The organism is Amycolatopsis sp. NPDC114504 (assembly GCF_055633595.1).
Map to the genome: position 1 here is coordinate 723,565 of NZ_JBVKDU010000006.1, position 25,062 is coordinate 748,626.

Annotated in this window: 24 protein-coding genes; 6 read left to right on the forward strand and 18 right to left on the reverse strand. The window is 70.8% G+C overall.

Annotated elements, in window-relative coordinates; genetic code table 11:
• Positions 1-134: 134 nt before the first annotated feature.
• The 4 genes from ACZ7PG_RS45205 to ACZ7PG_RS45220 all read left to right on the forward strand — a co-directional run bounded on the left by ACZ7PG_RS45205 (position 135) and on the right by ACZ7PG_RS45220 (position 4,578).
• A complete protein-coding gene (locus ACZ7PG_RS45205) occupies positions 135-1,673 on the forward strand; it encodes a sugar ABC transporter ATP-binding protein (RefSeq protein ID WP_470245374.1) in 1,539 nt (512 codons plus the stop codon).
• Between the two features lie 64 nt (positions 1,674-1,737).
• Positions 1,738-2,763 carry an ABC transporter permease gene (locus ACZ7PG_RS45210; protein WP_360482365.1) on the forward strand — a complete coding sequence of 342 codons (1,026 nt, stop codon included), beginning with the start codon at positions 1,738-1,740 and terminating at the stop codon, positions 2,761-2,763.
• A gap of 3 nt (positions 2,764-2,766) precedes the next feature.
• A complete protein-coding gene (locus tag ACZ7PG_RS45215) occupies positions 2,767-3,423 on the forward strand; it encodes a FadR/GntR family transcriptional regulator (RefSeq protein WP_470245375.1) in 657 nt (218 codons plus the stop codon).
• Between the two features lie 72 nt (positions 3,424-3,495).
• Positions 3,496-4,578, forward strand: coding sequence for a glycoside hydrolase family 88 protein (locus tag ACZ7PG_RS45220; protein ID WP_470245376.1), 1,083 nt, complete (start codon positions 3,496-3,498; stop codon positions 4,576-4,578).
• 1 nt (position 4,579) lies between these two features.
• Here the strand turns inward: ACZ7PG_RS45220 and ACZ7PG_RS45225 are convergent, their stop codons facing one another.
• The 12 genes from ACZ7PG_RS45225 to ACZ7PG_RS45280 all read right to left on the reverse strand — a co-directional run bounded on the left by ACZ7PG_RS45225 (position 4,580) and on the right by ACZ7PG_RS45280 (position 15,723).
• The gene (locus ACZ7PG_RS45225; RefSeq protein WP_470245377.1) at positions 4,580-5,887 is read right to left on the reverse strand and encodes a DNA polymerase IV; all 1,308 of its coding nucleotides are present in this window, start codon (positions 5,885-5,887) and stop codon (positions 4,580-4,582) included.
• A 1-nt stretch (position 5,888) separates the two neighbouring features.
• Entirely contained in the window at positions 5,889-6,203 is a 315-nt protein-coding gene (locus ACZ7PG_RS45230; RefSeq protein WP_470245378.1) for a transcriptional regulator, read from the reverse strand.
• Positions 6,200-6,814 (reverse strand): hypothetical protein, encoded by a 615-nt coding sequence (locus ACZ7PG_RS45235; protein ID WP_470245379.1) that lies wholly within the window; start codon positions 6,812-6,814, stop codon positions 6,200-6,202. Before ACZ7PG_RS45235 ends, ACZ7PG_RS45230 begins: the two co-directional genes overlap by 4 nt.
• 150 nt (positions 6,815-6,964) lie before the next feature.
• Positions 6,965-7,696: an ABC transporter permease gene (locus ACZ7PG_RS45240; protein ID WP_470245380.1), complete on the reverse strand. Its 732-nt coding sequence runs from the start codon at positions 7,694-7,696 to the stop codon at positions 6,965-6,967.
• The gene (locus ACZ7PG_RS45245; protein ID WP_470245381.1) at positions 7,693-8,601 is read right to left on the reverse strand and encodes an ABC transporter ATP-binding protein; all 909 of its coding nucleotides are present in this window, start codon (positions 8,599-8,601) and stop codon (positions 7,693-7,695) included. Before ACZ7PG_RS45245 ends, ACZ7PG_RS45240 begins: the two co-directional genes overlap by 4 nt.
• Positions 8,602-8,818: 217 nt before the next feature.
• Positions 8,819-9,118: a hypothetical protein gene (locus ACZ7PG_RS45250; RefSeq protein ID WP_470245382.1), complete on the reverse strand. Its 300-nt coding sequence runs from the start codon at positions 9,116-9,118 to the stop codon at positions 8,819-8,821.
• A 36-nt stretch (positions 9,119-9,154) separates the two neighbouring features.
• Positions 9,155-10,726: an alpha/beta hydrolase gene (locus ACZ7PG_RS45255; RefSeq protein WP_470245383.1), complete on the reverse strand. Its 1,572-nt coding sequence runs from the start codon at positions 10,724-10,726 to the stop codon at positions 9,155-9,157.
• Between the two features lie 284 nt (positions 10,727-11,010).
• Positions 11,011-11,388, reverse strand: coding sequence for an effector-associated constant component EACC1 (locus ACZ7PG_RS45260; RefSeq protein ID WP_470245384.1), 378 nt, complete (start codon positions 11,386-11,388; stop codon positions 11,011-11,013).
• Between the two features lie 44 nt (positions 11,389-11,432).
• On the reverse strand, positions 11,433-13,151 hold the full coding sequence (locus ACZ7PG_RS45265) for an aminotransferase class V-fold PLP-dependent enzyme (protein ID WP_470245385.1): 1,719 nt from the start codon (positions 13,149-13,151) through the stop codon (positions 11,433-11,435).
• A complete protein-coding gene (locus ACZ7PG_RS45270) occupies positions 13,148-13,915 on the reverse strand; it encodes an amino acid ABC transporter ATP-binding protein (protein ID WP_470245386.1) in 768 nt (255 codons plus the stop codon). Before ACZ7PG_RS45270 ends, ACZ7PG_RS45265 begins: the two co-directional genes overlap by 4 nt.
• Positions 13,908-14,786 carry an amino acid ABC transporter permease gene (locus ACZ7PG_RS45275; RefSeq protein WP_470245387.1) on the reverse strand — a complete coding sequence of 293 codons (879 nt, stop codon included), beginning with the start codon at positions 14,784-14,786 and terminating at the stop codon, positions 13,908-13,910. The genes ACZ7PG_RS45270 and ACZ7PG_RS45275 overlap by 8 nt, the downstream gene beginning before the upstream one ends.
• Positions 14,773-15,723, reverse strand: a complete 951-nt coding sequence (locus ACZ7PG_RS45280) for an ABC transporter substrate-binding protein (RefSeq protein WP_470245388.1) — start codon at positions 15,721-15,723, stop codon at positions 14,773-14,775. The genes ACZ7PG_RS45275 and ACZ7PG_RS45280 overlap by 14 nt, the downstream gene beginning before the upstream one ends.
• Before the next feature lie 96 nt (positions 15,724-15,819).
• Between ACZ7PG_RS45280 and ACZ7PG_RS45285 the strand changes: the two genes are divergently transcribed.
• Positions 15,820-16,803: a Gfo/Idh/MocA family protein gene (locus ACZ7PG_RS45285; protein ID WP_470245389.1), complete on the forward strand. Its 984-nt coding sequence runs from the start codon at positions 15,820-15,822 to the stop codon at positions 16,801-16,803.
• Here the strand turns inward: ACZ7PG_RS45285 and ACZ7PG_RS45290 are convergent.
• Positions 16,800-18,005, reverse strand: coding sequence for a glycosyl hydrolase family 8 (locus ACZ7PG_RS45290; RefSeq protein ID WP_470245390.1), 1,206 nt, complete (start codon positions 18,003-18,005; stop codon positions 16,800-16,802). The two genes, ACZ7PG_RS45285 and ACZ7PG_RS45290, sit on opposite strands and share 4 nt — an antisense overlap.
• Positions 18,006-18,164: 159 nt before the next feature.
• Between ACZ7PG_RS45290 and ACZ7PG_RS45295 the strand changes: the two genes are divergently transcribed.
• On the forward strand, positions 18,165-18,557 hold the full coding sequence (locus tag ACZ7PG_RS45295; RefSeq protein WP_470245391.1) for a TIGR03618 family F420-dependent PPOX class oxidoreductase: 393 nt from the start codon (positions 18,165-18,167) through the stop codon (positions 18,555-18,557).
• 43 nt (positions 18,558-18,600) lie between these two features.
• Here ACZ7PG_RS45295 and ACZ7PG_RS45300 read toward each other — a convergent pair whose 3' ends face one another.
• From ACZ7PG_RS45300 to ACZ7PG_RS45320, 5 genes are all read right to left on the reverse strand, one after another.
• Complete coding sequence (locus ACZ7PG_RS45300) at positions 18,601-19,143, reverse strand: TetR/AcrR family transcriptional regulator (RefSeq protein ID WP_470245392.1); 543 nt, start codon at positions 19,141-19,143, stop codon at positions 18,601-18,603.
• Entirely contained in the window at positions 19,143-20,675 is a 1,533-nt protein-coding gene (locus ACZ7PG_RS45305; RefSeq protein ID WP_470245393.1) for an acyl-CoA synthetase, read from the reverse strand. Before ACZ7PG_RS45305 ends, ACZ7PG_RS45300 begins: the two co-directional genes overlap by 1 nt.
• 122 nt (positions 20,676-20,797) lie before the next feature.
• Positions 20,798-22,000: a GTPase gene (locus tag ACZ7PG_RS45310; protein WP_470245394.1), complete on the reverse strand. Its 1,203-nt coding sequence runs from the start codon at positions 21,998-22,000 to the stop codon at positions 20,798-20,800.
• Complete coding sequence (locus ACZ7PG_RS45315) at positions 21,997-23,781, reverse strand: P-loop NTPase family protein (RefSeq protein WP_470245395.1); 1,785 nt, start codon at positions 23,779-23,781, stop codon at positions 21,997-21,999. Before ACZ7PG_RS45315 ends, ACZ7PG_RS45310 begins: the two co-directional genes overlap by 4 nt.
• Positions 23,782-23,882: 101 nt before the next feature.
• The gene (locus ACZ7PG_RS45320; protein WP_470245396.1) at positions 23,883-24,884 is read right to left on the reverse strand and encodes an IniB N-terminal domain-containing protein; all 1,002 of its coding nucleotides are present in this window, start codon (positions 24,882-24,884) and stop codon (positions 23,883-23,885) included.
• Positions 24,885-25,062: the final 178 nt, after the last annotated feature.

Consider the following 25,062-nt stretch of genomic DNA (forward strand, 5'->3'; position numbering starts at 1 on the left):
AAGAAGACCAAGGTTCGGAAAAAGGAAAAAAAAAAGGGGGACGGGTGAAAGCGGCCCTGGCCCATTCTGTTGGGGGGGGGAAGGGGTCGGAACCCCCTTTTCCCCCCCCCACGACCGCCGTACGGAAGGCGATCATGTCCAGCTCTCCTGCCGCGCTCGCCGTCGAGGGCATCGGCAAGCGCTTCTCCGGTGTCACCGCCCTCGACGACGTCTCGCTGGAAATCCGTTCCGGCGAGGTGCTCGCGCTGATGGGCGAGAACGGCGCCGGGAAGTCGACGCTGCTGCGCGTCCTCTCCGGCGACCAGGGCCCCGACGACGGGCGCCTGCTCCTCGACGGCACCGAGGTCGCGTTCGACACCCCGCGCGCGGCGATGGCCGCCGGGGTCCGCGTGATCTACCAGGAACCCGAGATCATCCCGCACGTTTCGGTCGCGGAGAACGTCTTCGTCGGCGAGCTCCCCGCCAAGGCGCGGGTGTTCAACCGCCGCACGCTCATCAAGGCGACGCAGGACGCGCTCGCCGAGTACGGCTTCGAAGGCGTCCTCAACCCCGCGACGCTCGGCGTCGCGCTGTCGGCCGCCCAGCGCCAGATCGTCGAGATCCTGCGCGTCCTCACCGCGGCCACGCCGCCGAAGGTGATCGCCTTCGACGAACCGACGTCGTCGCTGTCCGAGCACGAGGTCGAGGCGCTGTTCCGGCTTATCGGCCGGCTGCGCGACAGCGGTGTCGCGGTCGTCTACGTCTCGCACCGGATGAAGGAGATCTTCCAGCTCGCGGACCGCGTCGCCGTGCTGCGCGACGGCAAGCTCGTCGGCGTCCAGCAGGTCGCGGAGACCGACGAGCCCGGCCTGGTCCGGATGATGATCGGCCGCGACCTCTCGGCGCTCGAGCGCCGCGTCACCCAGGACACCGGCGACGTCGTGCTGAAGCTCGACGACGTCACGACCGACGACGTCACCGGCATCTCGCTCCAGGTCCGCGCGGGCGAGGTCGTCTGCCTGGCCGGCCTGGTCGGCGCGGGACGTTCCGAGCTGGCCCGCGCGATCGTCGGCGACCTGCCGATCCGGTCCGGCACGGTCGAACTCGACGGCAAGCGGCTGCGCGCGCACAACCCGGGTGACGCCGTGAAGGCCGGCATCGGCTTCGCGCCCGAGGAGCGCAAGACGGACGCGTTGCTCATGCAGCGATCCGTCCGCGACAACATCTCCATCTCGGTGCTGGACCGCCTTCGCCGCTTCCGCGTCGTGAAGCGGGCGAAGGAACGCGCGCTCGTCGAGGAGTACATCCGCGAGCTTCGCGTGCGCACGCCGTCGATGGAGCAGGAAGTCCGCAAGCTTTCCGGCGGCAACCAGCAGAAGGCCGTCCTGGCGCGCTGGCTCGCGCGGCGGCCCAAGCTGCTGATCCTCGACGAGCCGACGCGCGGCGTCGACGTCGGCGCGAAGGCCGAGATCTACCGGATCATCGACGGCCTCGCCGCGGAAGGCATCGCGCTGCTGGTCATCTCCTCCGACCTGCCCGAGGTGCTGACGCTGGCCGACCGCATCCTCGTCATGCGCGCCGGGCACCTGGCCGGCGAGCTCAGCCGCGAGGACGCGACCGAGGAAGCCGTGCTGACCCTCGCCATCCCCGAAACCGAACCAGCCGTGGAAGAAGCCCAGGAGATCGGCGCATGAGTGAGCTTGCGAACGAATCGAATGACACGGCTGTAGCCGTGCCGAGCGTCAGCGAGGTCGGCGCATGAGTACCCCCACCAAGGAAACGACGGCCCCCGCCGCACCTGCGCAGCCGAGCGCCGCGCGTCGCGTGCTGACCGGCATCGGCGTGCAGAACTCCAGCCTGATCATCACGCTGATCGCGTTGATCGTCCTGCTGAGCATCCTGAACGACAACTTCCTGCGCACCAACAACCTGCTGCTGATCGGCAGCGCGATCACCATCATGGGACTGCTCGCCCTGGTGCAGACGCTGGTGATCATCCTGGGCGCGCTGGACATCTCGGTCGGCTCGATGGCCGGGCTCGCCTCGGTCATCTCGGCGATGGTGTTCACCTCGACCGGCAGCGCCGGGGTCGGCATCCTCGCCGCGGTCGGCGTCGGCATCCTCTGCGGCCTGATCAACGGCATGATCATCATCTTCGGCCGGGTCAACCCGGTGGTCGCGACGCTGGCCATGCTCGCCACCTACAAGGGTGTCGCGCAGGTCATCTCGGACGGCAAGTCGCAGGGCTACACCGGCGGCGACGACCTGTTCATCTTCCTGGCCAAGGGCGCGATCGCGGGCCTGCCGTCGCTGGTGTGGGTGTTCCTGATCGTCGCGGCGCTGCTGCATTTCCTGCTCAAGTACACCGACATCGGCCGCAACGTCTACGCCATCGGCGGCAACGACACCGCGGCGCGGCTGGCCGGCATCAACATCAACCGGTACATCATCGGCGTGTACGCGCTGGCCGGCGTGGTCGCGGCGGTCGCGGGCGTGCTGATCACCGCGCGCACGGGCTCCGGCCAGCCGGTGTCCGGGTCCGAAGGCCTGGAACTGCAGGCCGTCACCGGCGCGGCGCTCGGCGGCACGATGCTCAAGGGCGGCCGCGGGTCGATCATCTCCACGGTCCTCGCGGTGATCATCCTGGGCGTGCTCGACAACGGCATGTCCGGGCTGGGCATCAACCCGTTCTGGCAGAACGTCGCCCACGGCGCCCTGCTCGTGATCGCGGTGGTGCTGCAGCAACTGCGCAGTGGAGAGCGCCGCGTCGGCCTGCCCGAGTAGCCGGTGAACCTCCATGCCCGGATAGTGGACGAACTGGGCAGGCTCATCGTCGAAGGCGTCCTCGGGGACGGGCAGCCGCTCGTCCCCGAGGAGCTCGGCCGCCGCTTCTCCGCCTCCCGGACGGTGGTCCGAGAGGCACTGCGGGTGCTGGAATCCAAGGGCATGGTGACCGCGCGGCCGCGCGTCGGCACGTGGACACTGCCCCCCGAGGCGTGGGACGCGATCGACCCGGACGTCATCGGCTGGCGCGTCAACGGGCCGGACGGCCGCCACCACCTGCACGAGCTGCGGGAACTGCGGCTGACCATCGAGCCGCAGGCGGCGCGGCTGGCCGCGCAGCACCGGCGTCCCGACGAGCTTTCGGCGATGGCGGCGGCCTACGAGCTGATGGCGGACGCCGTCGAACGCCAGGACACCGCGGCCTTCCACGACGCCGACTCGAAGTTCCACGCGGCCTTGATCCGCGCGTCCGGGAACGCGTTGATCGCGCAGCTGCACGTCCCCGTCGTGGCCGCGCTGACGGCGCACGGCGAGCCGATGGAGCTCGTGGCGCATTCCCGGGTACTGACACTCGTGCTCGCGAAGAACGCCGACGGGGCCGAATCCGCGTCCCGCCGATTGCTGGAAACCGTTGCGCCGTACCACTCACCGGCACCTTGACACGTCCACCGGGAACCCTGAACACTCGCTGCGACCCACCCGCCGCCATGACGTGCTGAGGAGGACGCTTCCATGCGTTTCCCGGGTATTCGTGGCTTTGGCGTGCTCGCGGCCGCGGTGGTGGCGGGCGGGCTGTTCTCCGCTCCGGCGGCGGTCGCGGCCCCCGCAGACTGCCCGATCACCGGCCAGATGGTCGCCGCCGGCGACTACTGGGTCGCCAACGGCACCAACCTCGACGCGATCGACTGGCAGAACGCGACGTTCCACGTCGGCAATCTCGCGCTGGTCCGGACCACCGGCCAGTCGAACCACAAGACGCTGCCGTGGGCGCAGGCCGCGAACTACCAGCTGCCGCTGGACCCGAAGCGGCCGTTCTTCCCGGACAACCAGGCGGCCGGCGAGGCGTACCTGGACTTGTACACGTACTTCCACCCGGAGATCTCGCTCGACTCGATCCGCACCCGGATCAAGGACGAGGTCGCGTCCGTGCAGGCCGGGCACCGCGACTACTGGAACTACGTCGACGCGCTGAACATGGCGATGCCGTCGTTCGCCCGGATGAGCGTGATCGACCACGATCCGTCCTATTTGGACGCCATGGACAAGCTGTTCCGGACCTCGGAACACAAGCTGTTCAACGACTTCACGGGCCTGTGGTACCGCGACGCGCGGTTCACCGGCTCGGGCGTGTTCTGGTCGCGCGGCAACGGCTGGGCCCTGGCGGCGCTGACGAAGGTGCTGCAGGTCCTGCCGTCCACCGACCCGCGCCGGCCGGAGTACCTGCGGGTGTACAAGAAGATGGCAACGACGTTGGCCCTGGTGCAGCGTCGTGACGGCTTCTGGAACTCCGACCTGCTCAACCCGTGGGACCACGGCGGCCCGGAGACGAGCGGCACGGCGTTCTTCACGTTCGGCATCGGCTGGGGCATCTCCGCGGGCATCCTGGACGCGTCGCGGTTCCGCCCGGTGGTGGACAAGGCGTGGACGGCGCTGTCGACGACGGCCCTGCAGGCGGACGGCAAGGTCGGCTACGTCCAGCCCGTCGGCGACCGTCCGGCGACGGCTCACGCGTCCGACACCTCGGCTTACGGCGTCGGCGCGTTCCTGCTGGCCGGCCAGGAAGTGGCCAAGCTGCAAGGCTGCTCGGCCGAGTAGGTCACTTCAGGCAGTCGCCGGGGTCGCCGCGGGTCAGGGCCGGGTCGGTCTGGGGGAACGTCTTCGCCGCGCCCGGGCCCGAGCTGCGGTGCTCGAAGCGGACCGTCACCCGGCCGTGGCCCGCGCCCTGGACCCAGCCCGTGCCGAACTCCGAGTGCACCACGTCGTCGCCCTGTCGCCATTCCGACGGGGCGGCGACCGGTGCGGGTGCGGCGGAGACCACCGTGGCCGCCGCGGTTTCCGGTACGGAGAGGCTGAACAGCGCGTCCTGGTGCGGCACGGAAAGCCCGCTGTAGGCGACGCCGGCGAGGCGGATCCCGCCGAACTCCGCGGGGTCCAGTAGCAGCCGTTCCGCCACCGCCGCCAGCTCGGCCAGGTCGTCCGTGGGTGCCGAGATCGTCTCGGAGCGGGTCACCGTGCGCATGTCCGTGTGCCGCAGCTTGATCACCACCGTGCGGGCCACGCGCTCGGCCTTGACCAGCCGCTTGTGCGCCCCCACCGCGATCCGGCGCACCTCCGCCCGCAAGGACGTCAGGTCGATGATGTCCGTGTCGAACGTCGTCTCCGCGCTGACCTGTTTGGTCTCGCCGCGGTCGGCCACCGGGCGGTCGTCGAAGCCCGTCGCCAGCCGGCGCAGGTCGCGGCCGACCACGCCGCCCAGCGTCGCCACCGCGTCCTGTTCGGACAGTGCCGCCAGCTGCCCCAGCGTCTGGACGTCGATGAACCGCAGCTTCCCCTCGGCGACCGGGCCGATCCCCCACAGCGCGCGCACCGGCAGTGGCGCGAGGAACTCGCGTTCGGTGCCCTGCGGCACCACCAGCAGGCCGTCCGGCTTGGCCTCGTCCGAGGCGATCTTGGCGATCTGCTTGCCGTTGCCCGCGCCGATCGACGCCACCAGCCCGGTTTCCGACCGGATGCGGGACCGCAGCGACGCGCAGAACTCCGTCACCTCGTCGAAAGACGCGCCGACGAGCGAAGGCGGCTCGGCGAAGGCCTCGTCGAGGGAGATCTTCTCCAGCAGCGGCGCCACCGACGTGACGACGGCGAACACCTCCTGGCTGAGCCGTTCGTACACGCGGAACCGCGGCGGCACGATCACGCCGTTCGCCGGGAGCAGCCGCCGTGCCTGCGCCATCGGCATGGCCGACTTGATGCCGAACGCCCGTGACTCGTAGCTCGCGCCCGCGACGACGCCGCGGGGACCGGTGCCGCCGACGAGCACCGGGCGCCCGGCCAGCGTCGGGCGGGTGAGCTGCTCGGCCGACGCGTAGAAGGCGTCCAGGTCGAGGTGGATCACCCAGCGGGCCACGTCAGTCCCCGCCGGTGGCGTCCAGCAGCTGGTGCAGCGCCTTGGTGTAGCTCTCGAACGCCGCGCGCCCGGCCGCGGTCAGCCGGACCAGGGTGACCGGCGTGCGGTGCTCGTAGGCCTTGGTGATCTCGACGTACTCGGCGTCCTCGAGCTTGCGCAGGTGCGTCGAGAGGTTGCCGGCGGTCATGTCCAGGAGCTGCTGCAGGCGCGGGAAGGTGATCTGGTCGCCGGTGTGCAGCCCGGCGAGCGCGACCGTGACCCGCAACCGCGCCTGGGCGTGGATGACCGGGTCGAGCTGCGGCAGCGGTTCGCTCATCGCGACTTCTCGCGCACGAAGTACACGATCGAGGCGAGCAGGAACCCGCCACCGCCGCAGATGGTCAGCACCAGGAAGTTGCCCGGGAACCCGATCAGCACGCTCAGCGCCGCGGACACGATCATCCACGCGCCCAGGCCGTACATCAGCTTGTCCTGCCAGAGCATGCCGCCGGCGAGGTACATGACGCCGGTGACCAGCAGCCAGGTGCCCGACCACAGCAGCGACACCTGGTCGGAGGTCAGCGAGCCGAACTGGGTGATCCGGATGTCGATCACGGAGAGCCCGATCGAGGCGAAGGCCCAGCTGTAGCCGTACATCGCGCCGACCGTCTTGGACGGGCCGCGGATCCCCCGCCCGGCCCGCGCGCTGACGAAGGCGGTGTAGCCCATCGCGCCGAGGAAGAGCACGGTGACGAGCACGCCGCCGACCCATCCCGGGACGCTCTCGGTCTGCGTCGCGAAGTAGGTGAAGCCCCAGCCGACGATCCAGGCGAAGGCCCACGCGGCGAGCATGCGCGCGGGGCCTCCGCCCAGTTCCCGGCGGTTCTGCCGGTTCTGCCGGGCGATCAGGTTCAGCGACTCCTCCGCCGACATCGGCTCGTCGTCCACCTGTTCCGCCCTTCGTCCGCGCAGACCCCTCAGTACTTGAACCTTGTTCTGGTCAGCCCGGCGCGCCCCGCCGCGAAACGGAGGCTCGGAACCTGGTGATGCGCCGGGCGACGGCAGAACAAGGTTCACTGCACGGAGGTTAACAAGCATTCACAGCCTGGCCGTGTCCAGCCGGAACCGGCGCACCACGACCAGCGCGGGCACGACCAGCCACCCCGCCAGCACGAGCACCGCGACCCACGTCCCGGACGCGTGCGTCAGCGGGTCGACGCCGACGCGCCGCAGCCAGTAGGTCGGCACGAAGTGCGCCAGCGTCGTCATCCAGCCGGGCAGGAACTCCAGCGGGATCCACAGGCCGCCGAGCATGCCGAGCGGCATCATCAGCGCACCGGTCACCGCGCCGACCGTGTCGCCCTTGCCGAACAGGCCGATCGCCAGCCCGAGCACGGCGAACGGCAGCGTGGCCGCCCACAGGAAGACCAGCAGCCGGCCCCAGTCGGCCAGGCCGAGCTGCTCGCCGCGCAGGAAGCCGACGAGGAAGATGACCAGGAGCACCGGCAGGGCGACGGCCATCGCCGAGGCGACCTTCACCGCCAGGTAGCCGGAGCCGCGCATCGGCGTCAGGCGGATCTGACGCTGCCAGCCGTCGGTGCGCTCCTGCGCCACGCGGGTGCCGGTGAACAGGGCGCCGCCGCTGGCGCCGTACGCCGCCATGGTGATCATCGTCTGGGTGCTGGAGTGCAGGCCGTTGTCCAGGAGGGTGTCGCCGAAGATGGACCCGAACAGCAGGTACATCGCCGTCGGCATGCCGATGGTGAAGATCGTGAACTGGGGACTGCGGACGATCCGCTTGATCTCCAGGCTCAGGTAGGTGGTGTTCACGCGGCCGCCCCTTCGGTCTCGTCGGCGGTGAGCGCCAGGAAGGCCTCTTCCAGCCCCAGTGCGGTGATTTCGATGTCGGACGCCTGCGGGTACTTCGCCAGCAACGCGCGGATGGCGGCGTCGGAGTCGGCGCAGGCCAGCTCGGCGCGGCCGGCGCGCAGCTGGACGGTCGTGACACCCGGAAGCGCGGCCAGGTCGGTTTCGGTGGCCTCCGGCACGACGGCCTTGAGCACCCGCCCGGACACCGCGGCCCGGACCTCGGCGACCGCACCGTCGGCGACGACGACGCCGTGGCGCATCAGCACGACGCGGTCGGCGTAGTCCTCGGCCTCGGCGAGGTAGTGCGTCGCGAACAGCACGGTCCGGCCGGTGGCGGCGAACTCGCGGATGGCCGCCCAGAAGGCGCGCCGCCCGTCGACGTCCATCGCGGCGGTGGGCTCGTCGAGGACGAGCAGCCGCGGGTCGCCGGCCAGGGCGAGCGCGAACCGCACGCGCTGGCGTTCACCGCCGGAAAGCTTGCCGCAGCGGCGCTTCACGAGGTTCTGGAGCCCGGCACGGGCGATCACCTCGGCGGCGGGCAGCGGGTTGACGTGCGTCGACACGATGAGGTCGACGATCTCGCCGACGGTGACATCGCCGAGCAGCGCGCCGTTCTGCATCATGGCGCCGACGAGCCCCCGGTCGACGGCCTCACGCGGGCTGCCCCCGGCGACGGTGACCTCCCCCGCGTCCGGCTTGGTCAGCCCCAGCAGCATGTCGACGGTGGTCGACTTGCCCGCACCGTTCGGCCCGAGCAGCGCGACGATCTGACCCTGCGCGACCTCGACGGACACCCCGCCGACGGCCGTGACGCCGCCGAACCGCTTGGTGAGCCCGTGGAGCGCGAACGCCGGTCCCCCGGTCATGGCGTTCTCCTTTCGTGGACTTTGCGTTTCAAACTCGACTTGCACTTTGTAACACAAAGTCCGCGCAGGTTCAAAGTCCCCGGCGTCGGAAAGTCGGAGAAACGGGGTGCCGGGCGCTGGGCCCGACACCCCGTCTCAGCGGGTTTCCGCAGGTCAGCCGGTGAACCGCCCGGCAACCAGACCCTGAGTCGCGCCAAGGTCGGCGACGTCGTGCCACCTACCTCCAGAGCCGCTCGCGGCCGCACCAGTCGGCGACGTCGGTAACGACGCCGTCCGCGCGGGCCTCGTCGAGGCGGGACTGCTCGCGGCGAGCGAGCGCGTAGGGAACGGCGCCCGGGTCGTCTCGCTCGACGTCCCGCAGAGACTCCCGAACACCCTCGGCCGTATCGCGCGGCATCATGACGGCGACCAGATCCGGCAGCTCGGAGGACACCGGCTCGACGCCGGCCTGGCCGACCGTCAACTGCGACGTGACTCCCTCGGCAACCCCGTCCGACAAAAACGGGGTGCCGGGCACTGGGCCCGACACCCCGTCTCAGCGGGTTTCCGCAGGTCAGCCGGTGAACCGCCCGGCAACCAGACCCTGAGTCGCGCCGAGGTCGGCCTTCGCCGCGGTCGGTGCCGGGGGCACCGGCAACGGCAGCGGGGCGCACTCGACGTCGGCCGTGCGGCCCGGCTTGCGGGCCGGGAGCGCGCCCGTCGCCAGGTAGTCCGCGATCTTGTTGTCGACGCACGCGTTGCCGCGCGGGGTGATCGCGTGGCTCGTGCCGCCCGGCTCCGCGATCAGCGACGCGCCCGGGAAGCGGCTGCGGACCTCGAGGCTGCCCGGGAACGGCGTCGCCGCGTCGAGCGTCTCGTCGATCATCAGGACGCTCTGGACGCCGCTGCCGTCGATCTTGGTCGGCTTGCCCGCCTTCGCCGGCCAGTACAGGCACGGCGCGTTGAACCAGGCGTTCTGCCAGGTGAAGTACGGCGCCTTGGTGAACGTCTTCCAGTTGTCGATCTTCCACTGGTTCCAGCTCTGCGGCCACTGGACGTCGGAGCACTGGACGGCGAGGTAGACCGCGTAGCCGTTGTCGTCGCCCCGGCCGCCGAAGGCCTCGAACAGCGACTTCCAGTTCTGCCAGTCACCCTGGTTGACGAACCGCGCGAGCGCGTCGCCCAAGAGCGTCCACCGGAGCTGGTAGTACGACGCCTGCTGGATGACGTCGATGATCTCGTCCGGCCCGATCACGCCGCCGGCCGGGTTGAACTGCGCCTTGAGCAGCTGCTCGTTCACCACGCGCTGCACGGCGGACTGGGTCTTGCCGAGGTGGTAGACGTCGTCGTGCTGGGCGACCCAGCCGAACCAGATGAGGATGTTCTTGTCGAACGCGACGTCCTGGTTCAGGTTGTCGCCGTACCAGACGCCGCGCGGGTCGACGGTCGAGTCGAGCACCATCCGGCGCACGTTCCGCGGGAACAGCGAGCCGTACACCTGGCCGAGGTAGGTGCCGTAGGAGTAGCCGTAGAAGTTCAGCTGCTTCGCACCGAGCGCCTGGCGGATGGAGTCCATGTCCTTGACCGTGTCGGTCGTCTTCATGTTCTCCAGCAGGGCCTTGGAGTTGTTCTTCGCGCAGGCCTCGGCGTACCCCTTGGAGCGGTTCAGCCAGGTCTTCTCCAGCTGCGGGGTGAACGGCACGTACTGGGGACGGTTGTAGTCCATGTAGTTCGGGTCGCAGCTCAGCGCGGGCTTGCTGGACCCGACGCCGCGCGGGTCGAAGCCGATCCAGTCGTAGGCGTCGCCGGCGTGGTTGGGCACGCGCGGCCCGCGGGTCGCCAGCAGCAGGCCGGAGCCGCCGGGGCCACCTGGGTTCGTCAGCATGACGCCCTGGTACTGCGCGTCCGGCACCTTGTGCTTGACGCGGTCGACGGCGAGCTGGATCTGCTCACCGTGCGGCTTGGAGTAGTCGAGCGGGACCCCCAGGTACCCGCATTCGGCGCCGGCGGCGACGAGCGTGGGGTCGGTGCAGGCCCCCCAGGCGATCGACGCCTGGCTCGCGGGCGCGGCGGTCGCGGCCGGCGCGGCCACGAGCGCGGACGCCACCGCGGCGGCGGCCACCACGGAAAAAAGGGCACGTCTCACTGTTTTCTCCCTTTCGGCTTCGGCTTCGGCGGCTGAACCCTAAACCCGCGCACGCCGACCGGGGACGGCAAACGGGTGGCAGGGTGCGAATGCCCTACGAAAGGCGGAAATCGGATGCACCGGGCACCCGGCGCCGGTCCTATTTGGATCGACCGGGGACAGCCGACAGGCCCAGCACCATGAAGGTCGCGAAGACCACGAGCAGCAAGGGGACCAGCCAGCCCGTCACGCCTGAAGTCAGCACCAGGATCAGGAGGGCCAGCGGCAGTGCGTGCCGGGCGCGGTCAGCCGTGCCGCTGGACGAACGCCTCGATCAGCTGCTGGCGCTCCGCCGAGGTCGCCCGCTCCAGCTCGACGGTGTCGCCGTCGATCGTCATCTTGATCTTGTGGCGGCCCGCCTGGCGGCCCAGCCACTCGCGCAGCGTCTCGACCAGGCCGGGGAACACTCCGCCGGCCGCGCTGAACGCCACCATCAGAGACCCGATCGTCACGGGGTCCGCGCCCTTCGCGCCCGCCGGGACCTCGCCGGGTACCGAGCGCAGGTCGACGTCGAGCTCGCCCAGCTCGGCGCGCAGCCGGCGGGCGAGCCGGTCGAGCTCCTCGGCGTCGGCGTCGTCCGCCTCGAGCCGCAGGAGCGCTCGCCGGGTGTCCGGTTCGGTCATGCGCGTCATGGTGCGCTCCGGAACGGGCGCGGGCAAGGCCCCGATCAGGCGCGGATTTCGTTGAGGTAGTTGTAGATCGTGTAGCGGGTGACGTCGAGGCGCCCGGCCAGGTGGTCGACCGCGTCCTTGATGAGGAAATAACCGGCTTCGTCGAGCTCCCGGACCACCGCCGCCTTGTGCCGCTTCTTCATGAGGTCCACCGGGATCCCGGCCTTGGTCACCGCGCGGTCGACGAGGAACCGCTGCAGGCTGTCGACGTCCGGTGGGAAAGTCTCCGGCTCGCCGGCGCCGTTCGCCGGCGCGGACGCGTCGACGCTGTTGACGCACAGACAGCCGACCGCGACCCCGTCGGCGTCACGCAGGAACAGCGTCGACGAGCGGATCGGGCGGCCGTCCGGGCCGTGCGTGCGGTAGTTCGTCAGGTCCTGGGTCGTGCCGCGGCGGACCAGGCCGAGCAGCAGGTCGGTCATCGGGCCGCCGACGTTGCGGCCGGTCAGGTCGCCCGCGATGGCGACGATCGAGTCCGGCAGCCGGCTCAGGTCGTGCAGCAGCACCTCGTTGCCCGGCCCGAGCATCGCCGCGAGCCCCGGGATCGCGGGGACCAGCGCGGTCAGCACCTCGTGCGTCGTCGCGCCCGCGGCCGGGACGGCCAAGGGCTCACGCGGCTTGGTCAACGTCTCCAAGGCGGAGCGCAGCAGATCCGCGGCGGCCGCCGGCGTCGACGCGTGGGGCGACAGCCGGACGTGCTCGGGCCGCACCGTCGCGGCGATCCCGGCGGTAGCCAGCGCGGCGCCGACCTGCTCGGCCGGGTGGCCGGGCAGCGTGAACGCCAGGATCCCGGCGCGGCGGTCCACCGCGGACACGACCTCGGCGCCGCAGGAGGCCAGCACCTCCTCGAACGACCCGATGCGCTCGGCGATCCGGGCCGCGATGGCGCCGACGCCGGCGTCCTCGACCAGTTCGAGGGCCTCGGCGAACGCACCGGACGTGATCGGGCTGAGGTTGGAGATCGACCAGGCCTGCGCGGTGACGTCCGGCGGGTGGATCTCGTCGTCGAACAGGCCGGGGTCACGCGCACCGGTCCAGCCGGAGAACACCGGGTCCATCCGCTCGAGCGCCCGGTCGGACAGCACCGCGAAGCCGGTCCCCCAGCCCGCGCGCAGCCACTTCTGACCGCCGACGACCAGGACGTCCGCGACCTCCCACGGCTCCTCGACGACGCCGAAGCCCTGGATGCCGTCGACGACCAGCAGCCGGTCGCCGACGACGTCGCGCAACGCCGCCAGGTCGGCACGGAAGCCGGTGCGGAAGTCGACGGCGCTGACGCTGACCGTGGTGATCTCGGGCGTCAAAGCGGAAGCGACGCGCTCAGGAGTCACGTATCCGCCGGTCAGACGCCGGACACGCAGCCGGCCCGCTTGTTCGGCGCGGGCCCACGGGTAGGTGTTGGCGGGGAACTCGGCGGCCGACACCAGGACGTCACCGCTGCTGTGGAACGCGGCCTGGAACAGCCCGAGGCTGGTGTTGGGCAGCAGGACCGTGTGGTCGGTGTCCGAGCCGGACAGCCGCGCGGCGGCCGCCTTGGCGCGGATCTCCTGCCGCATCAGCTCGTCCACAGTGGACGGACCGGCCGTCGTGGCCTGGTCGAGCAGTGCGGCCGTCGTGTCGAGCACCGCGTGCGACGGCGGCCCGAAGCGGGCGAAGTCGAGGTAGCCGGCGGGCTCGTCGAACTGGAGCAGGTACCGGGGCGAAATCCGCGTCACGCGAGGATCCTCGCCAGGAACTGCCGGGTGCGCTCGTGCTTCGGCGCGCTCAGCACCTCCGACGGCGGCCCGGTCTCGACGACCGCGCCGTCGGCCAGGAACACCACCTCGTCGGCGGCCTCCGCGGCGAAGCTCATCTCGTGCGTCACGACGACCATCGTCATCCCCTCCCCCGCCAACGTACTCATCACTTCCAGCACCTCCCCGACCAGCTCCGGGTCCAGCGCCGACGTCGGCTCGTCGAACAGCATCAGCTTCGGTTTCATCGCCAGCGACCGCGCGATCGCGACGCGCTGCTGCTGCCCGCCGGACAGCTGCGCGGGGTAGGCGTCGCCCCGGTGCCCGAGCCCGACGCGGTCCAGCAGTTCGAGGCCCTGCTTGCGGGCGTCTTCGGCGCGCAGGCCGAGCACCCGGATCGGGCCCTCGACGACGTTCTCCAGCGCCGTCCGGTGCGCGAACAGGTTGAACCGCTGGAACACCATGCCGATGTCCCGGCGCTGGCGGGCGACGTCGCGTTCGCGCAGTTCGTACAGCTTTCCGCCGCGTTGCCGGAAGCCGATCGGCTCGCCGTCGACCCAGATCTGGCCGGCGTCGATCGTCTCCAGGTGGTTGATGCAGCGCAGGAACGTGCTCTTGCCCGCACCGGACGGCCCGAGCAGGCAGACGACCTGTCCCTTGTGGACTTCCAGGTCGATGCCGCCGAGGACTTCGGTGTGGCCGTAGGACTTCTTGACGCCGACGGCGCGCAGCAGCGGCTCAGACACGGGCACTCCTCACCAGCGGCACGCCGCGCAACGCCTTGCCCGCGCGGGCGAGCGCCCCGCTGTCGGACTGGCCGAAGGAGCGTTCCAGGTAGTGCTGACCGACGCCGGCGACGGTCACCACGACCATGTACCAGACGGCCGCGGCCAGCAGCGTCTCCATCACCAGCAGGTTGTTCGACGAGATGTTGTTCGCCGCGTGGATCAGCTCGGTCACGCCGATCACCGACGCCATCGACGTGCCCTTGAGCATGTTGATGAAGTCGTTGCCGGTCGGCGGGATGATCACGCGCATGGCCTGCGGCAGCACGACCCGGCGCAGCGTCGCGGCCGGCGTCATGCCGATCGACTTGGCCGCCTCGGTCTGTCCGCTGTCGACGCTGTTCAGCCCGGCCCGGACGATCTCGGCCATGTACGCGCTCTCGTTGAGCGCCAGACCGAGGAACGCGGCGGTGAACGCGCTGATCAGCACGTTCGTCTGCTCGTGGACCAGGAACGGGATGTCGATCACCGGGAAGACGAGCGCCAGGTTGTACCAAAGGAGGATCTGGAGCAGCACCGGCAGGCCGCGGAAGATCCAGATGTAACCGGCGGCGAACCACCGGGCGACCGGGTTGGCGCTGCGGCGCAGCAGGGCGATGACGATGCCGAGCACGATCGCGACGGCCTGCGACAGCACGGCGAGGACGACGGTGTTGAGCAGGCCGGTCGCCATCACCTTGAAGAAGACGAAGTCCGGGACCTGGCTCCACTCGATCTGCGCGTTGCCGAGGGCGATGCCCAGCAGCACGAGCAGCGCCAGGATCACGGCGGCGGCGACCCAGCGTCCCCAGTGCCTCAGCCGGACGATCGGCAGCGGTTCAGGAGCCGCCATTGACCGCGGCCTCCTTGATCGCGCCCTGGTCGACGCCCCAGGCCTGGAGGATCTTGCCGTAGGTGCCGTCGGCGATGAGGGCCTGCAGCGCCTTCTGCACGGACTCCGTCAGCGGCTTGTTCTGCTTGTTGACGCCGATGCCGTACGGCCCGCCCTCGATCGGCTCGCCCGGGACGACCTCGAAGAACTTGCCGTCGCCGGCGGTCCGCGAGATGTAGACGGCGCTGGGGAGGTCGTTGAGGATCGCCGCGACGCGGCCGGTGCGCAGCTGGTTCTGGTTCTGGTTGTCGCTGTCGGTCGCGGTGACGTTCAGCGCGGGCTTGCCGGCCTGCGTGCACTTGGTGCTCTGCGCCTCGGCGAACTTCTGGTGGCTGGTGCCCTGCACGACGGCGACGTTCTTGCCGCAGAGCGTGTCCGGTCCGGTGATGCCGTCCGGGTTGCCCTTGCGGATCATGATCGTGATGCCCGAGGTGAAGTAGTCGACGAAGTCGATCTGCGCCTGGCGGGCCTTGGTGTCGTTCATGCCGGCCATGGTCAGGTCGATGCGGCCGGACTGGAGGCTGGTGATGAGCGAGCCGAAGGCCATGTCCTGGTGGGTCACGGTGACGCCGAGCTTGGCGGCGATCGCCTTGGCGAGGTCGACCTCGTAGCCGATCGGGGTCTTGCCGTCGGCGGCGTAGAAGTTGTTGGGCGCGGACTGCAGGTTCGACGCCAGGTGCAGCACGCCCGCCTGCTTGACGGCGTCGGGCAGCGCGGCGTTGAGCTGGGCGTCCTTCTGCACGCCCTGGACGATCGCCGTGGTGTCCGGGATGCCGGAGGCGGGCGCGCCGGCGGCCTGCGACGTCCCGCCCGCGCCGTCCGGACCACCACCGCAGGCGGTCACCAGGACGGCCAGGCTCGCGAGCAAACCCGCCTGCAAGGCGCGTGAACGGGACATAGCGGACCTCCACTGTTCGGCTGGCCGGAACGGTACAACTCGTTGTTGAAGAGGTCAACTGGCTGTTGAAATCTGTCTCGGTGCTAGCTTGCGCGCATGAGCCTGCGGATCGGCATCCTCGGGGCGGCGCGCATCGCCCCCGCTGCCCTGGTCAAGCCCGCTTCTTCGAACTCCTCCGTCGCGGTGACAGCGGTCGCCGCGCGTTCGCTCGATCGCGCGCAAACGTTTGCTGCGCGGCACGGCATCCCGGCCGCATATGGGTCTTACGAAGAGCTCCTGGCGGACCCGGACGTCGACGCCGTCTACAACCCGCTGCCGAACGGCCTCCACGGCCGCTGGACGCGCGCGGCACTGGAAGCGGGCAAGCACGTGCTGTGCGAGAAGCCGTTCACGGCCAACGCGGCGGAGGCGCGGGAGATCGCCCAGCTGGCCGCCGAGTCGGATCGCGTGGTGATGGAGGCGTTCCACTACCGCTACCACCCGCTGACGCTGCGGGCCGAGGAGATCGTGGCGTCGGGCGAGCTGGGCTCACTGGAGCGCGTCGAGACGACGGTGTCGTTCCCGCTGCCGAAGTTCTCGGACATCCGTTACAACTACGACCTCGCCGGCGGCGCGACGATGGACGCGGGCTGCTACGCGGTCCACATGGCCCGCACGTTCGGGGGCGAGACGCCGTCGGTGGTGTCGGCGTCGGCCCGGTTGAGGTCACCCCGGGTCGACCGGGCGATGACGGCGGAGCTGAAGTACCCCTCGGGCCACACGGGCCGGGTGACGTGCTCGATGTGGTCGTCTTCGTTTTTGAAGATCAGTGCGAAGGTGATCGGTTCGAAGGGCTCGCTCAAGGTGGTCAACCCGCTGATGCCCCAGGCGTACCATCGCTTTTCGGTGCGCATCGGCAACGCGCGGCGCACGGAGAAGTTCCCTCGCCGGGCGACGTACGAGTACCAGCTGGACGCGTTCGCGGCGGCAGTCCTGCACGGCGAACCGGTGAAGACCTCGGCGGCCGACGCGGTCGAGACGATGACCGTGATCGACGAGATCTACCGTGCCGCGGGACTGCCGCCGCGAGAGCCGGCCTAAGCGGCCACGTAGTTACCGGACAGGATCAGCAGCACCTGCACCGTGATCCCCGTCCCGTAGTAGTCAGTCGCGTCCGGGGACCACGTCGAGATCGACGTCCACAGCTTGTCCAGCCACGCCTGGCTGCCCGCGTCCGTCATCGCCGCCACCGCGAACGGCGCGGTGAAGCACGGGTGCTGGCCGCTCTCCGTCTTCGAGCCCGACAGCGAGTAGCCGCTCTGGATCTTCGACGGGTCGCTGCCCGTCGCCGACTTGATCCACGTGTTCATCTTGCGGACCTGCGCCGCCGCCGCGCTGCCGGAGAAAGAGATCGCGTCCGCGCCGAGGCGCCACGGGTCGCGGCACGCGTTCCAGCTGTACTTGCCGTCGTACGGGCCCTCGAGGAAGTTCGCCGGCGCCGGCTTCGGCGTCGAGTTCGTGTTGACGACGAAGTCCGGCAGCAGGCCCGTGTTCGGCGCGTACGACGACTGCAGCTGGCTCACCGCGGTCTCCGAGCGGGTCCGGACCTGGTCCCAGAAGCTGTCCCCGGTCGCCTTCGCGAAGGCCCGCAGGTGCCCCGGCATCCAGTCCGACGAACGCGAGCTGTTCTTGTACTCCGCGTCGTTGCCCCAGTCACCCAGCAGCGTGAACTTCGTGCTGTTGTTGACCTCGGACTTCTTGATCGCGTTGATGATCCGGACGGCCTCGGCCTTGTAGTTGACCGAGCCCGTGCTGCCCCACTTCTTGTCCGCGATCAGCAGGCCGTACGCGATTTCGAGGTCGCCGTCGGTGGCGGAGTCGCTGCCGTTGACGCTCTTGCAGTTCCCGTCCTGCTCGGCCGCGTGCAGGTCCTTGTTGTTGACCGACGGATGGGCCTTCACGAACTTCAGGATCCCGTCGACGATCGCGCGGGCCTGCGTGTCCTTGTCGGCCATCATGGCCGAGATCGTCAGGCCGTAGCCCTCCCCTTCGGCGACGAAGGAGTGGTCGGCGTCCTTCGACAGCACGGCGTAGGTGCCGCTGCCGCACTTGGTCGTGAGGAAGTTCTTCTTCCAGAAGTCGTAGTACTTCTGGAGCGCGGCATCCTGCGTGGCCTGCGAGACGGACGGCCGCAGGGTTCCCGGCACGTACGGGGTCCCCGCGGCGGACGCGGTCGTCGGCACGCTCAGCAGCCCGGCGGCCAGCGCGGCCGTGGCCACCACCGCCCGGACGATTCTCTTCATCGGTCCTCCGTAAAGACAGACATCGTTGGCTGCGGCGACGGCGATCAGAGCGTGACAGAAGGTTCAAGACCAGGTCAAGGCTGTTAGGAAACTTTCCTTACAATGACCGTGAGTGGTCTCACGACCGGCCGGCCACCCGGACGGACTAGCGTGGACCGCATGAAGATCGACCGCGGCGCGGACTTCCGCGCCTTCTGGACCGAACGCCGGCTGGCCACCCTGACGACGGTCCGGCCGGACGGCACACCGCACGTCGTCGCGGTCGGCGTCACCGTGGACTTCGACGCCGGCCTCGCCCGCGTGATCACGTTCGACACGTCCGTCAAGGCCCGGATGATCCGCGCCGCGGGTGCCGAGGGCGTGCCGGTCGCGGTCTGCCAGCTGGAGGGGCCGAAATGGTCCACTTTGGAGGGACGCGCGGTGCTGCGCGACGACCCGGAGTCGGTGCGGGACGCGGAAAACCGCTACGCCGCGCGCTACCGGCAGCCCAAGCCGAACCCGCAGCGGGTGGTCCTGGAGATCGCGGTGAGCCGGATCCTCGGCAACGCCTGAAGAGGTCGTGAGTGAGAAACAGTGTTAGAACACTGTTTCTCACTCACGAGGCCCGGGCGTGCACCAGCCGCGTGTACTCCGCCAGCAGGGTCGCCAGCTCGCTGTGCTCCCCCGCCGACGCCAGCTGCTGGTGCCCCACCAGCATCGCCATGCCCAGCGACGTCAGCGTCCGCGCGAGGCCGCGGTCGCCGACGATGCCCTTGACCGCCTTGCCGACCGTCCGCAGCCGGGCGGAGTCGACGCGTTTCTGCGCCGCCCGCACGGTTTCGTCGTTCGCCGCCCACGCGCGGATGGCGGCCTCGGCCTCGTGCGGCAGCCCGAGCGTCAGGTCCATCAGCGCGGCGAAGTCCGCCGACGGCCCGCCGCTGCCGAAGTTCCGCTCGCGCAGGAAGAGCACCTGCCGGTTCTCCCAGTGGTCCAGCAGCTGCTCCACGAAACCCGGCCAGCCGCCGAAGTGGTGGTAGAACGACCCGCTCGTCACGCCGAGGTCGCGGCACAGCCTGCCGACGTTCAGCTCGGTGAACCCGTGTTCCGCCAAGACGTCCAGCGCGGCCGCGAAGTACGCCTGCCGCGTCACCGAGGGCATCAGACGTTCCGGTCCCGGTCCCGCCAGTACGGCTCGCGCAGCGAACGCTTGAGGATCTTGCCGGTCGCGTTGCGCGGCAACACTTCCACGACGTCGACGCTGCGCGGGCACTTGTAGTGGGCCAGCCGCTCGCGGCAGAACTCCATCAGCTCGTCGGCGTCGAGCCCCTCCCCCGCGACGACGGCCTTGACCTGCTCGCCCCAGCGGTCGTCCGGCACGCCGATCACCGCCACCTCGGCCACGCCGGGGAACTCCGCGACGACGCGCTCGACCTCCGGTGAGTAGACGTTCTCGCCGCCGGTGATGATCATGTCCTTGACGCGGTCCTCGAGGAAGAGGAACCCGCCGTCGTCGAGGCGGCCGACGTCGCCGGTGCGCACCCAGCCGTCCACAATGGTCTCGGCGGTCGCCTCGGGCTTCCCGAGGTAGCCCGCCATCCGCTGCTCGGTGCGGATCCAGACCTCGCCGACCTCGGTGTCCTCGGCCGTCACCGGGTCGACGACCCGGATGTCCACACCGGACAGTGCGGTGCCCGCCGACGCCAGCCGTTCGGGGCGCGAGGCGTCCCGGTGCGCCTCCGGGGTCAGTGCGGTGACCGCGCCGGACAGCTCGGTCATGCCGTAGACCTGGGCGAACCGGGTGTCCGGCCACGCGGCGAGGGCCGTGCGCAGCAACGGGAGCGGCATCGGCGAAGCGCCGTAGCAGAGGTACTTCAGGCTGGAGAACGCCTTGAGCGCGGCCTCGCCGGCTTGCGCGATCCCGGCGACCACGGCGGGCACCAGGAAGGCGTGCGTGATCCCGGCCCGCAGCGCGGCGAACAGCGACGCCGCGTCCGGCTCGCGCGTCAGGTACGACGGTTCGCCGTACAGGAAACCGGAAACGGCGTAACAGCTACCGCCGACGTGGAACAGCGGCATCGCGACGAGGTTGACGTCGCCCGGGCCGATCGGGAACGCCGTGCCCGCGGCGAGGCCGTGGGCGATGACGCTGTGGTGCGTGAGCACCGCGCCCTTCGGGAACCCGGTGGTGCCGCTGGTGTACATGATCAGGACGCCGTCGTCCTCGTCGAGTTCGGAGCCGGCGTGCGGCTCGGCACCGGCGAGGAAGGACTCGTACTCGTCGACGGCCACCACGCGCTCGACTGCCGGCAGCCGGTCGCGGATCGCGTCGAGCGCGGAGACCAGTTCGGTGCCGACGAAGACGACTTTCGCGCCCGAGTCGTTGAGGACGTACGCCAGTTCGTCGCCGGAGAGCCGCCAGTTCACCACGGCGTTGGCCGCACCGATCCCGGCCGCCGCGAACGTCGTCTCCAGGCAGGCGGGGTGGTTCTTGTCGACGAACGCGACGCGGTCGCCGCGGCCCACTCCGGCCGCCGCGAGAGCGCCGGACAGCCGCCGGACGCGCTCGTCGAACTCCGCCCAGGTCCACTGCCGGTCACCGAAGATCAGCGCGGTGTCGCCGGGGCGTTCGCGCGCCCAATGCGCCAGGAGGTCGCCGAACAGCCGGACGCGAGGGCGGACGTCTTCGGGCATCGGGGTGCTCCTCGGGCCGGCGCTGGACCATAGACCGGTCTATGGTGCGGCGACGGCGACCGCGAGTCAACACCTGACAGCGATGACCTCAATGCCCGGATTGCCGGTTTGTTCCTGGCGCGTCAGGCGAACAGCGACAGCAGGCCCTCGGTCGAGCGCACCACGACGTGCGCCGCGGTCCGCTCCGCGTGGGGCCGGTCCGGGCGTTCCGCCTCGTGCCGCCAGCGGCGCAGCGCGTCCAGGCCCGCGTCGTAGATGTCGCCCGGGTCCGCGTCCGGCTCCAGGTTCAGGCGGTCGGCCGGGGCCGTGCCCTGGGCGCCCAGCAACCGGACCGCCTCCTCCGCCGGCTCGCCGGACAGCGCCGTGCGGCCGCCGCGGATGTCGGCGATCAGGCGCAGCTCGCGGAAGTCGTGCGCGGCCGCGGCGAAGCGCTCCACCCGGGACACCAGCCGGTCGCCGCCCGGGCGCGGCCGGTCCGCCAGCAGGGTCTCCAGCCGGATGATCGCCGTGCGCGCCTTCAACGCCTCGGCCCGCGCCACGAAGCACCCGGCGAGGGTGTCCCGCAGCTCGCCCAGACCGCTGCGGCGGACGAGCTCGGTCGACAGCTTGAGCGGGTCGTCGCAGCCGGTGCGGATCAGCGTCAGCGCGAGGCGGACGCCGAACATCCCGAACCGCACCACCAGCGACCGCCGCGTCTCGACCGGGATCGGGCCGGGGAACGCCGGGTCGGTGAACGAGTCCACCGAAAGCACGTGCCGTTCCAGCTCTTCGCGCGGCACCGCGGCGAAGGCCGCCAAGAGGTCGAACTCGTCGTCGCGCAGGGACCGGCCGCCGTAGGCCAGCTGCCCCGCGACGGCGATCACGCCCAGAAAGCCCGTGCAGAGCGGGTCTTCGCGCCAGGCCCGCCGCGCCAGCTGCTTCGCGGTCAGCAACGCGTCGATCCGGCCCGCGCCGACCTCGTCCGCGCGGGACAGCACCAGCACCGAGTTGACCGCGCTCTGCCGCGCGAACGCCGAGCCGCCCGGCGGGTGCGCCGCCGCGAGCTCGTCCGGTTCGAGGTGACGCACGAGCCGCACCGACGCGTCCGGGAGGTCGTCGGCCGGGCCCGGGTCGTCCAGCAGCACGAGGTCGCGCAGCGCCCGCGTCGGCCACTCGCCGAGCGCGGCGGCGAGCGTCGTCTTCCCCGACGACGGCGCCCCGGTGAACCCGACGCGCAGCGGCTGCTCCAGCCGGTTCAGGCAGTCGTGCAGGAGCGCCGAGGCGCGCGGGTCGTCGCGGTAGAGCCCGGCCGCGGCGTGCAGCAGGTCGCGAACGTCCTGCGTCACGCCGAAAGCTCCCGCGGCTTGCGCCCGGCGATCGTGCCGAGCTCGCCCGCGCGCTGATGCAGCCCGGCCAGGCGATCGATCTCCCGGCGGATGTGCCCGGTCCGGCGCTCGCGCTCGGCCGTGCCGGCCATGATCGTCTCGCGTTCGCGCGTCAGCTCATCCGCGAGGTCCTCGGCCAGGCCGGTGAAGTGGTCGCGCAGCCGCCGCTGCACGACGCGGATCCCGTCGCGGAACTCCTTGCTGTAGCGCAGGAAGACGTCGTCGACGTGCCGTTGCGCGGCCTGTTTGGCGGCGGCTTGGCGCCGCTGCAGGCGCATCCCGCCCTCGTCGCGGATCGTCTTCACCGCGAACGCCGCGCCGGCGCTGAGCGACACCGGGTTGATCAGCGGCAGGCCCAGCCAGGGCAGGCTGGTGACCAGGCCGAACATCAGCACGCCACCGTAGGAGCCGCGCAGGCCGGTGAAGGCCTGCTGGCCGATCTTGAACTTCTCGATCTTCGGGCGCCGGACGTCGTCGAGGTATTCGACCCCGGAACCGTCGAGCGGCAGGTCGGGCAGCGCGCGGTCGTACTGCGCGCCGAAGCACGCCGCGACCGCCTGCGCGGTCCACTGGGCTCGCTCGGCCAGCCACGCGTAGTTCGTTTCAACGGCATCGGCCAGGGTCTCGTCCAGCCACGGCGCGAAGTCATCCCAGACCTTCGCCGGGTCTCCCTCGTCGAAGGTCTGGTCGATCGTGTTGACGATCTTGCGCGTGCGTTCGCGCAGGTCGTACTCGACGTCGCCCATCAGGTCGGTGACCTCGTCGGAAAGCAGGTTCTGCCACCGGGTGTTCTGCCGCCGCAGGTCGTCGGCACGGCGTTGCGCGCGCTGCAGCAGCGCGGCCTGGCCGAGCCCGGCATCCTGTCCCGCGGCCTCGACGCGGTCGCGCAGGGACTCGACGAGCTCCGCGGCCGCGGCGCGCACGCCGACGGCGGCGAGCAGCGCGCGGGCCTGCTCCGGCGGCCGCGAGGCCTGCTCGGCGATCCACGTGAGCAGCTCGGGAAAGCCCGAACGCGCGTTGAGGTCGGCGTCCCCGGCCTTCGCGGCGGCTTGGCGCACCACGGCCGAAACCGGCAGGACGGGCGCGTCGATCCCCGCCTCGGCGAGCATCCCGCGGTTGCGCTCGGCGACCGCGCGCCACCCGGGGGAAGCGTCGATCTTGGTGAGCGCCAGCACGACGTGCGGGCACCAGGTGCGGACGTGGCGGGCCAGCGCGAGCTCGGCGGCGCTGAGCGGCGCGGTCGCGTCGGAGACGAGGATCACAGCGTCGGCTTCGGCGAGCAGGTCGAGCGCGGCGGCGGTGCGCGGTGACCGCGGGTCACCGACCGAGGGGGTGTCCACGAGGACGAGCCCGGCGGACAGGAGCTCGCGCGGCACGCCGACCTCGACGCGGCTGAGCGTGCCCGCGGGGCGGGCGCCGAGCTCACCGGTGAGCCGTTCGACCGCGACGGGAGTCCGTTCGCGGGAGCGGCTGACGAGGGTGGCGGCGGGTTCGGCGGCGTAGCCGATTTCGGTGGGGACCTCGGGGGTCGGGGCGTCGCCGACCGCGCACACAGGCGCGTTCAGCACCGCGTTGACCAGGTATCCCTTGCCCTGTTTGGGGAATCCGAGCACGCCGAGCCGGATCTGCCCCTCGGGGGCGTCACGACGTCTGCGGAGGCGCTCGGCGAGGTCGGCGCGGCCGTGGGTGCGGCACGCGTCGAGAGTCTCGTTGAGCACTTCGTGCCAAGCCGGTGCGGTCACAGCGGACGAGTGTCCCCGGTTTACTCCCCGTACGCACACCGGGTGCCCGTCCCGCGGCTGCACCCAGACCGCGGGACGGGCACCGGTGACCGGTTCGGGGATCAGTGCCCGAGGTGGATGTCGTTGGACGCGATGTCGCCGAGGTGCAGGTTGCCCAGGGCGTTGTGGCTGACGTCGGAGACGTCGGACACCACGTCGTGAACGGCCGAGGTGTTGCCGCTCGCGATGTCGCCGACCGCGCCGGCCACGTTGTGGTCGACGGAGATGCCGGTGGCGTTCGACACGACGCCGCTGACGTCGCCGACGCCGTGGACGGCGTTCGTGACCTCGCCGGTGACGTGCTTGACGTCGATGTCGCCGGCGCCCTTGAGGATGCCGGAGAAGTCGCCGACCTGGCCGACGACGGAGTTCACGGTGTGGCTGAGGTCACCGCTGATGTCACCGACCTGCGAGGTGGCCTCGTAGACCGGGGTGACGGCGTTGTACGACACGTTGTTCGTGACGGCGTCGCCGAGGTGGGCGGCCTGCTCGACGGTGGCGACGACCGAGCTGTGGTCGGCGTCGGTGACCGAGTACACGAGGTTCCCGGTGACCTGGACCGCGTCCAGGCTGGAGCCGAGGTCGCCCGCGTTGCCGAAGTCGCCCGCGAGCGCGGTGACGCCGGCGGCGGTCGTGGTGAGGTCGTTCACACCCGGGAGCGCGCCGACGCCCGGGACGGCCGGCAGGCCGAGGTCGCCCACGCCCGGCAGCGCGCCGACGCCGAGGTCGCCGACACCCGGCAGCGCCGGGACGGCCGGCAGGCCGAGGCCCGCGGTGAGGGCGGTGAGCTGGTCGATCGCGCCCTGGATGCCGGGGGCGTCGGTGCCGAGGCCGCCGAGGCCGGGGAGGCTGCCGACGCCCGCGAGGCCACCGACGGCCGGGAGGCTGTCGACCGGCACGAAGTCGAGCACCAGCGGGATGACCTCGTGCACGTCGGCGGCGCTGACGTCGCCGAGACCGGCGGCGGCGAGGACGCCCTGCGGGTCCGTCCCGAAGGCCGCGAGGGCGGTCGGGTCGTTGAGCAGGTTCAGGGCGAAGTCGTGCAACGTCTGCACGGAGTCCATGGGGTTTCTCCTGGTCCGGTGGTTCGGGGGACGGCATCGGCCGCAAGGACCGCTGCTCCGACATCAAGCTAGGGACCCGGTCCCCCCACGCACATCGGGGATCACTCCGAGTCGCGGACCAGTCAGCCAATAGGGGATCGATATGTCATCGTTAGGGAGTTAGGGGGTCATCCGAGAT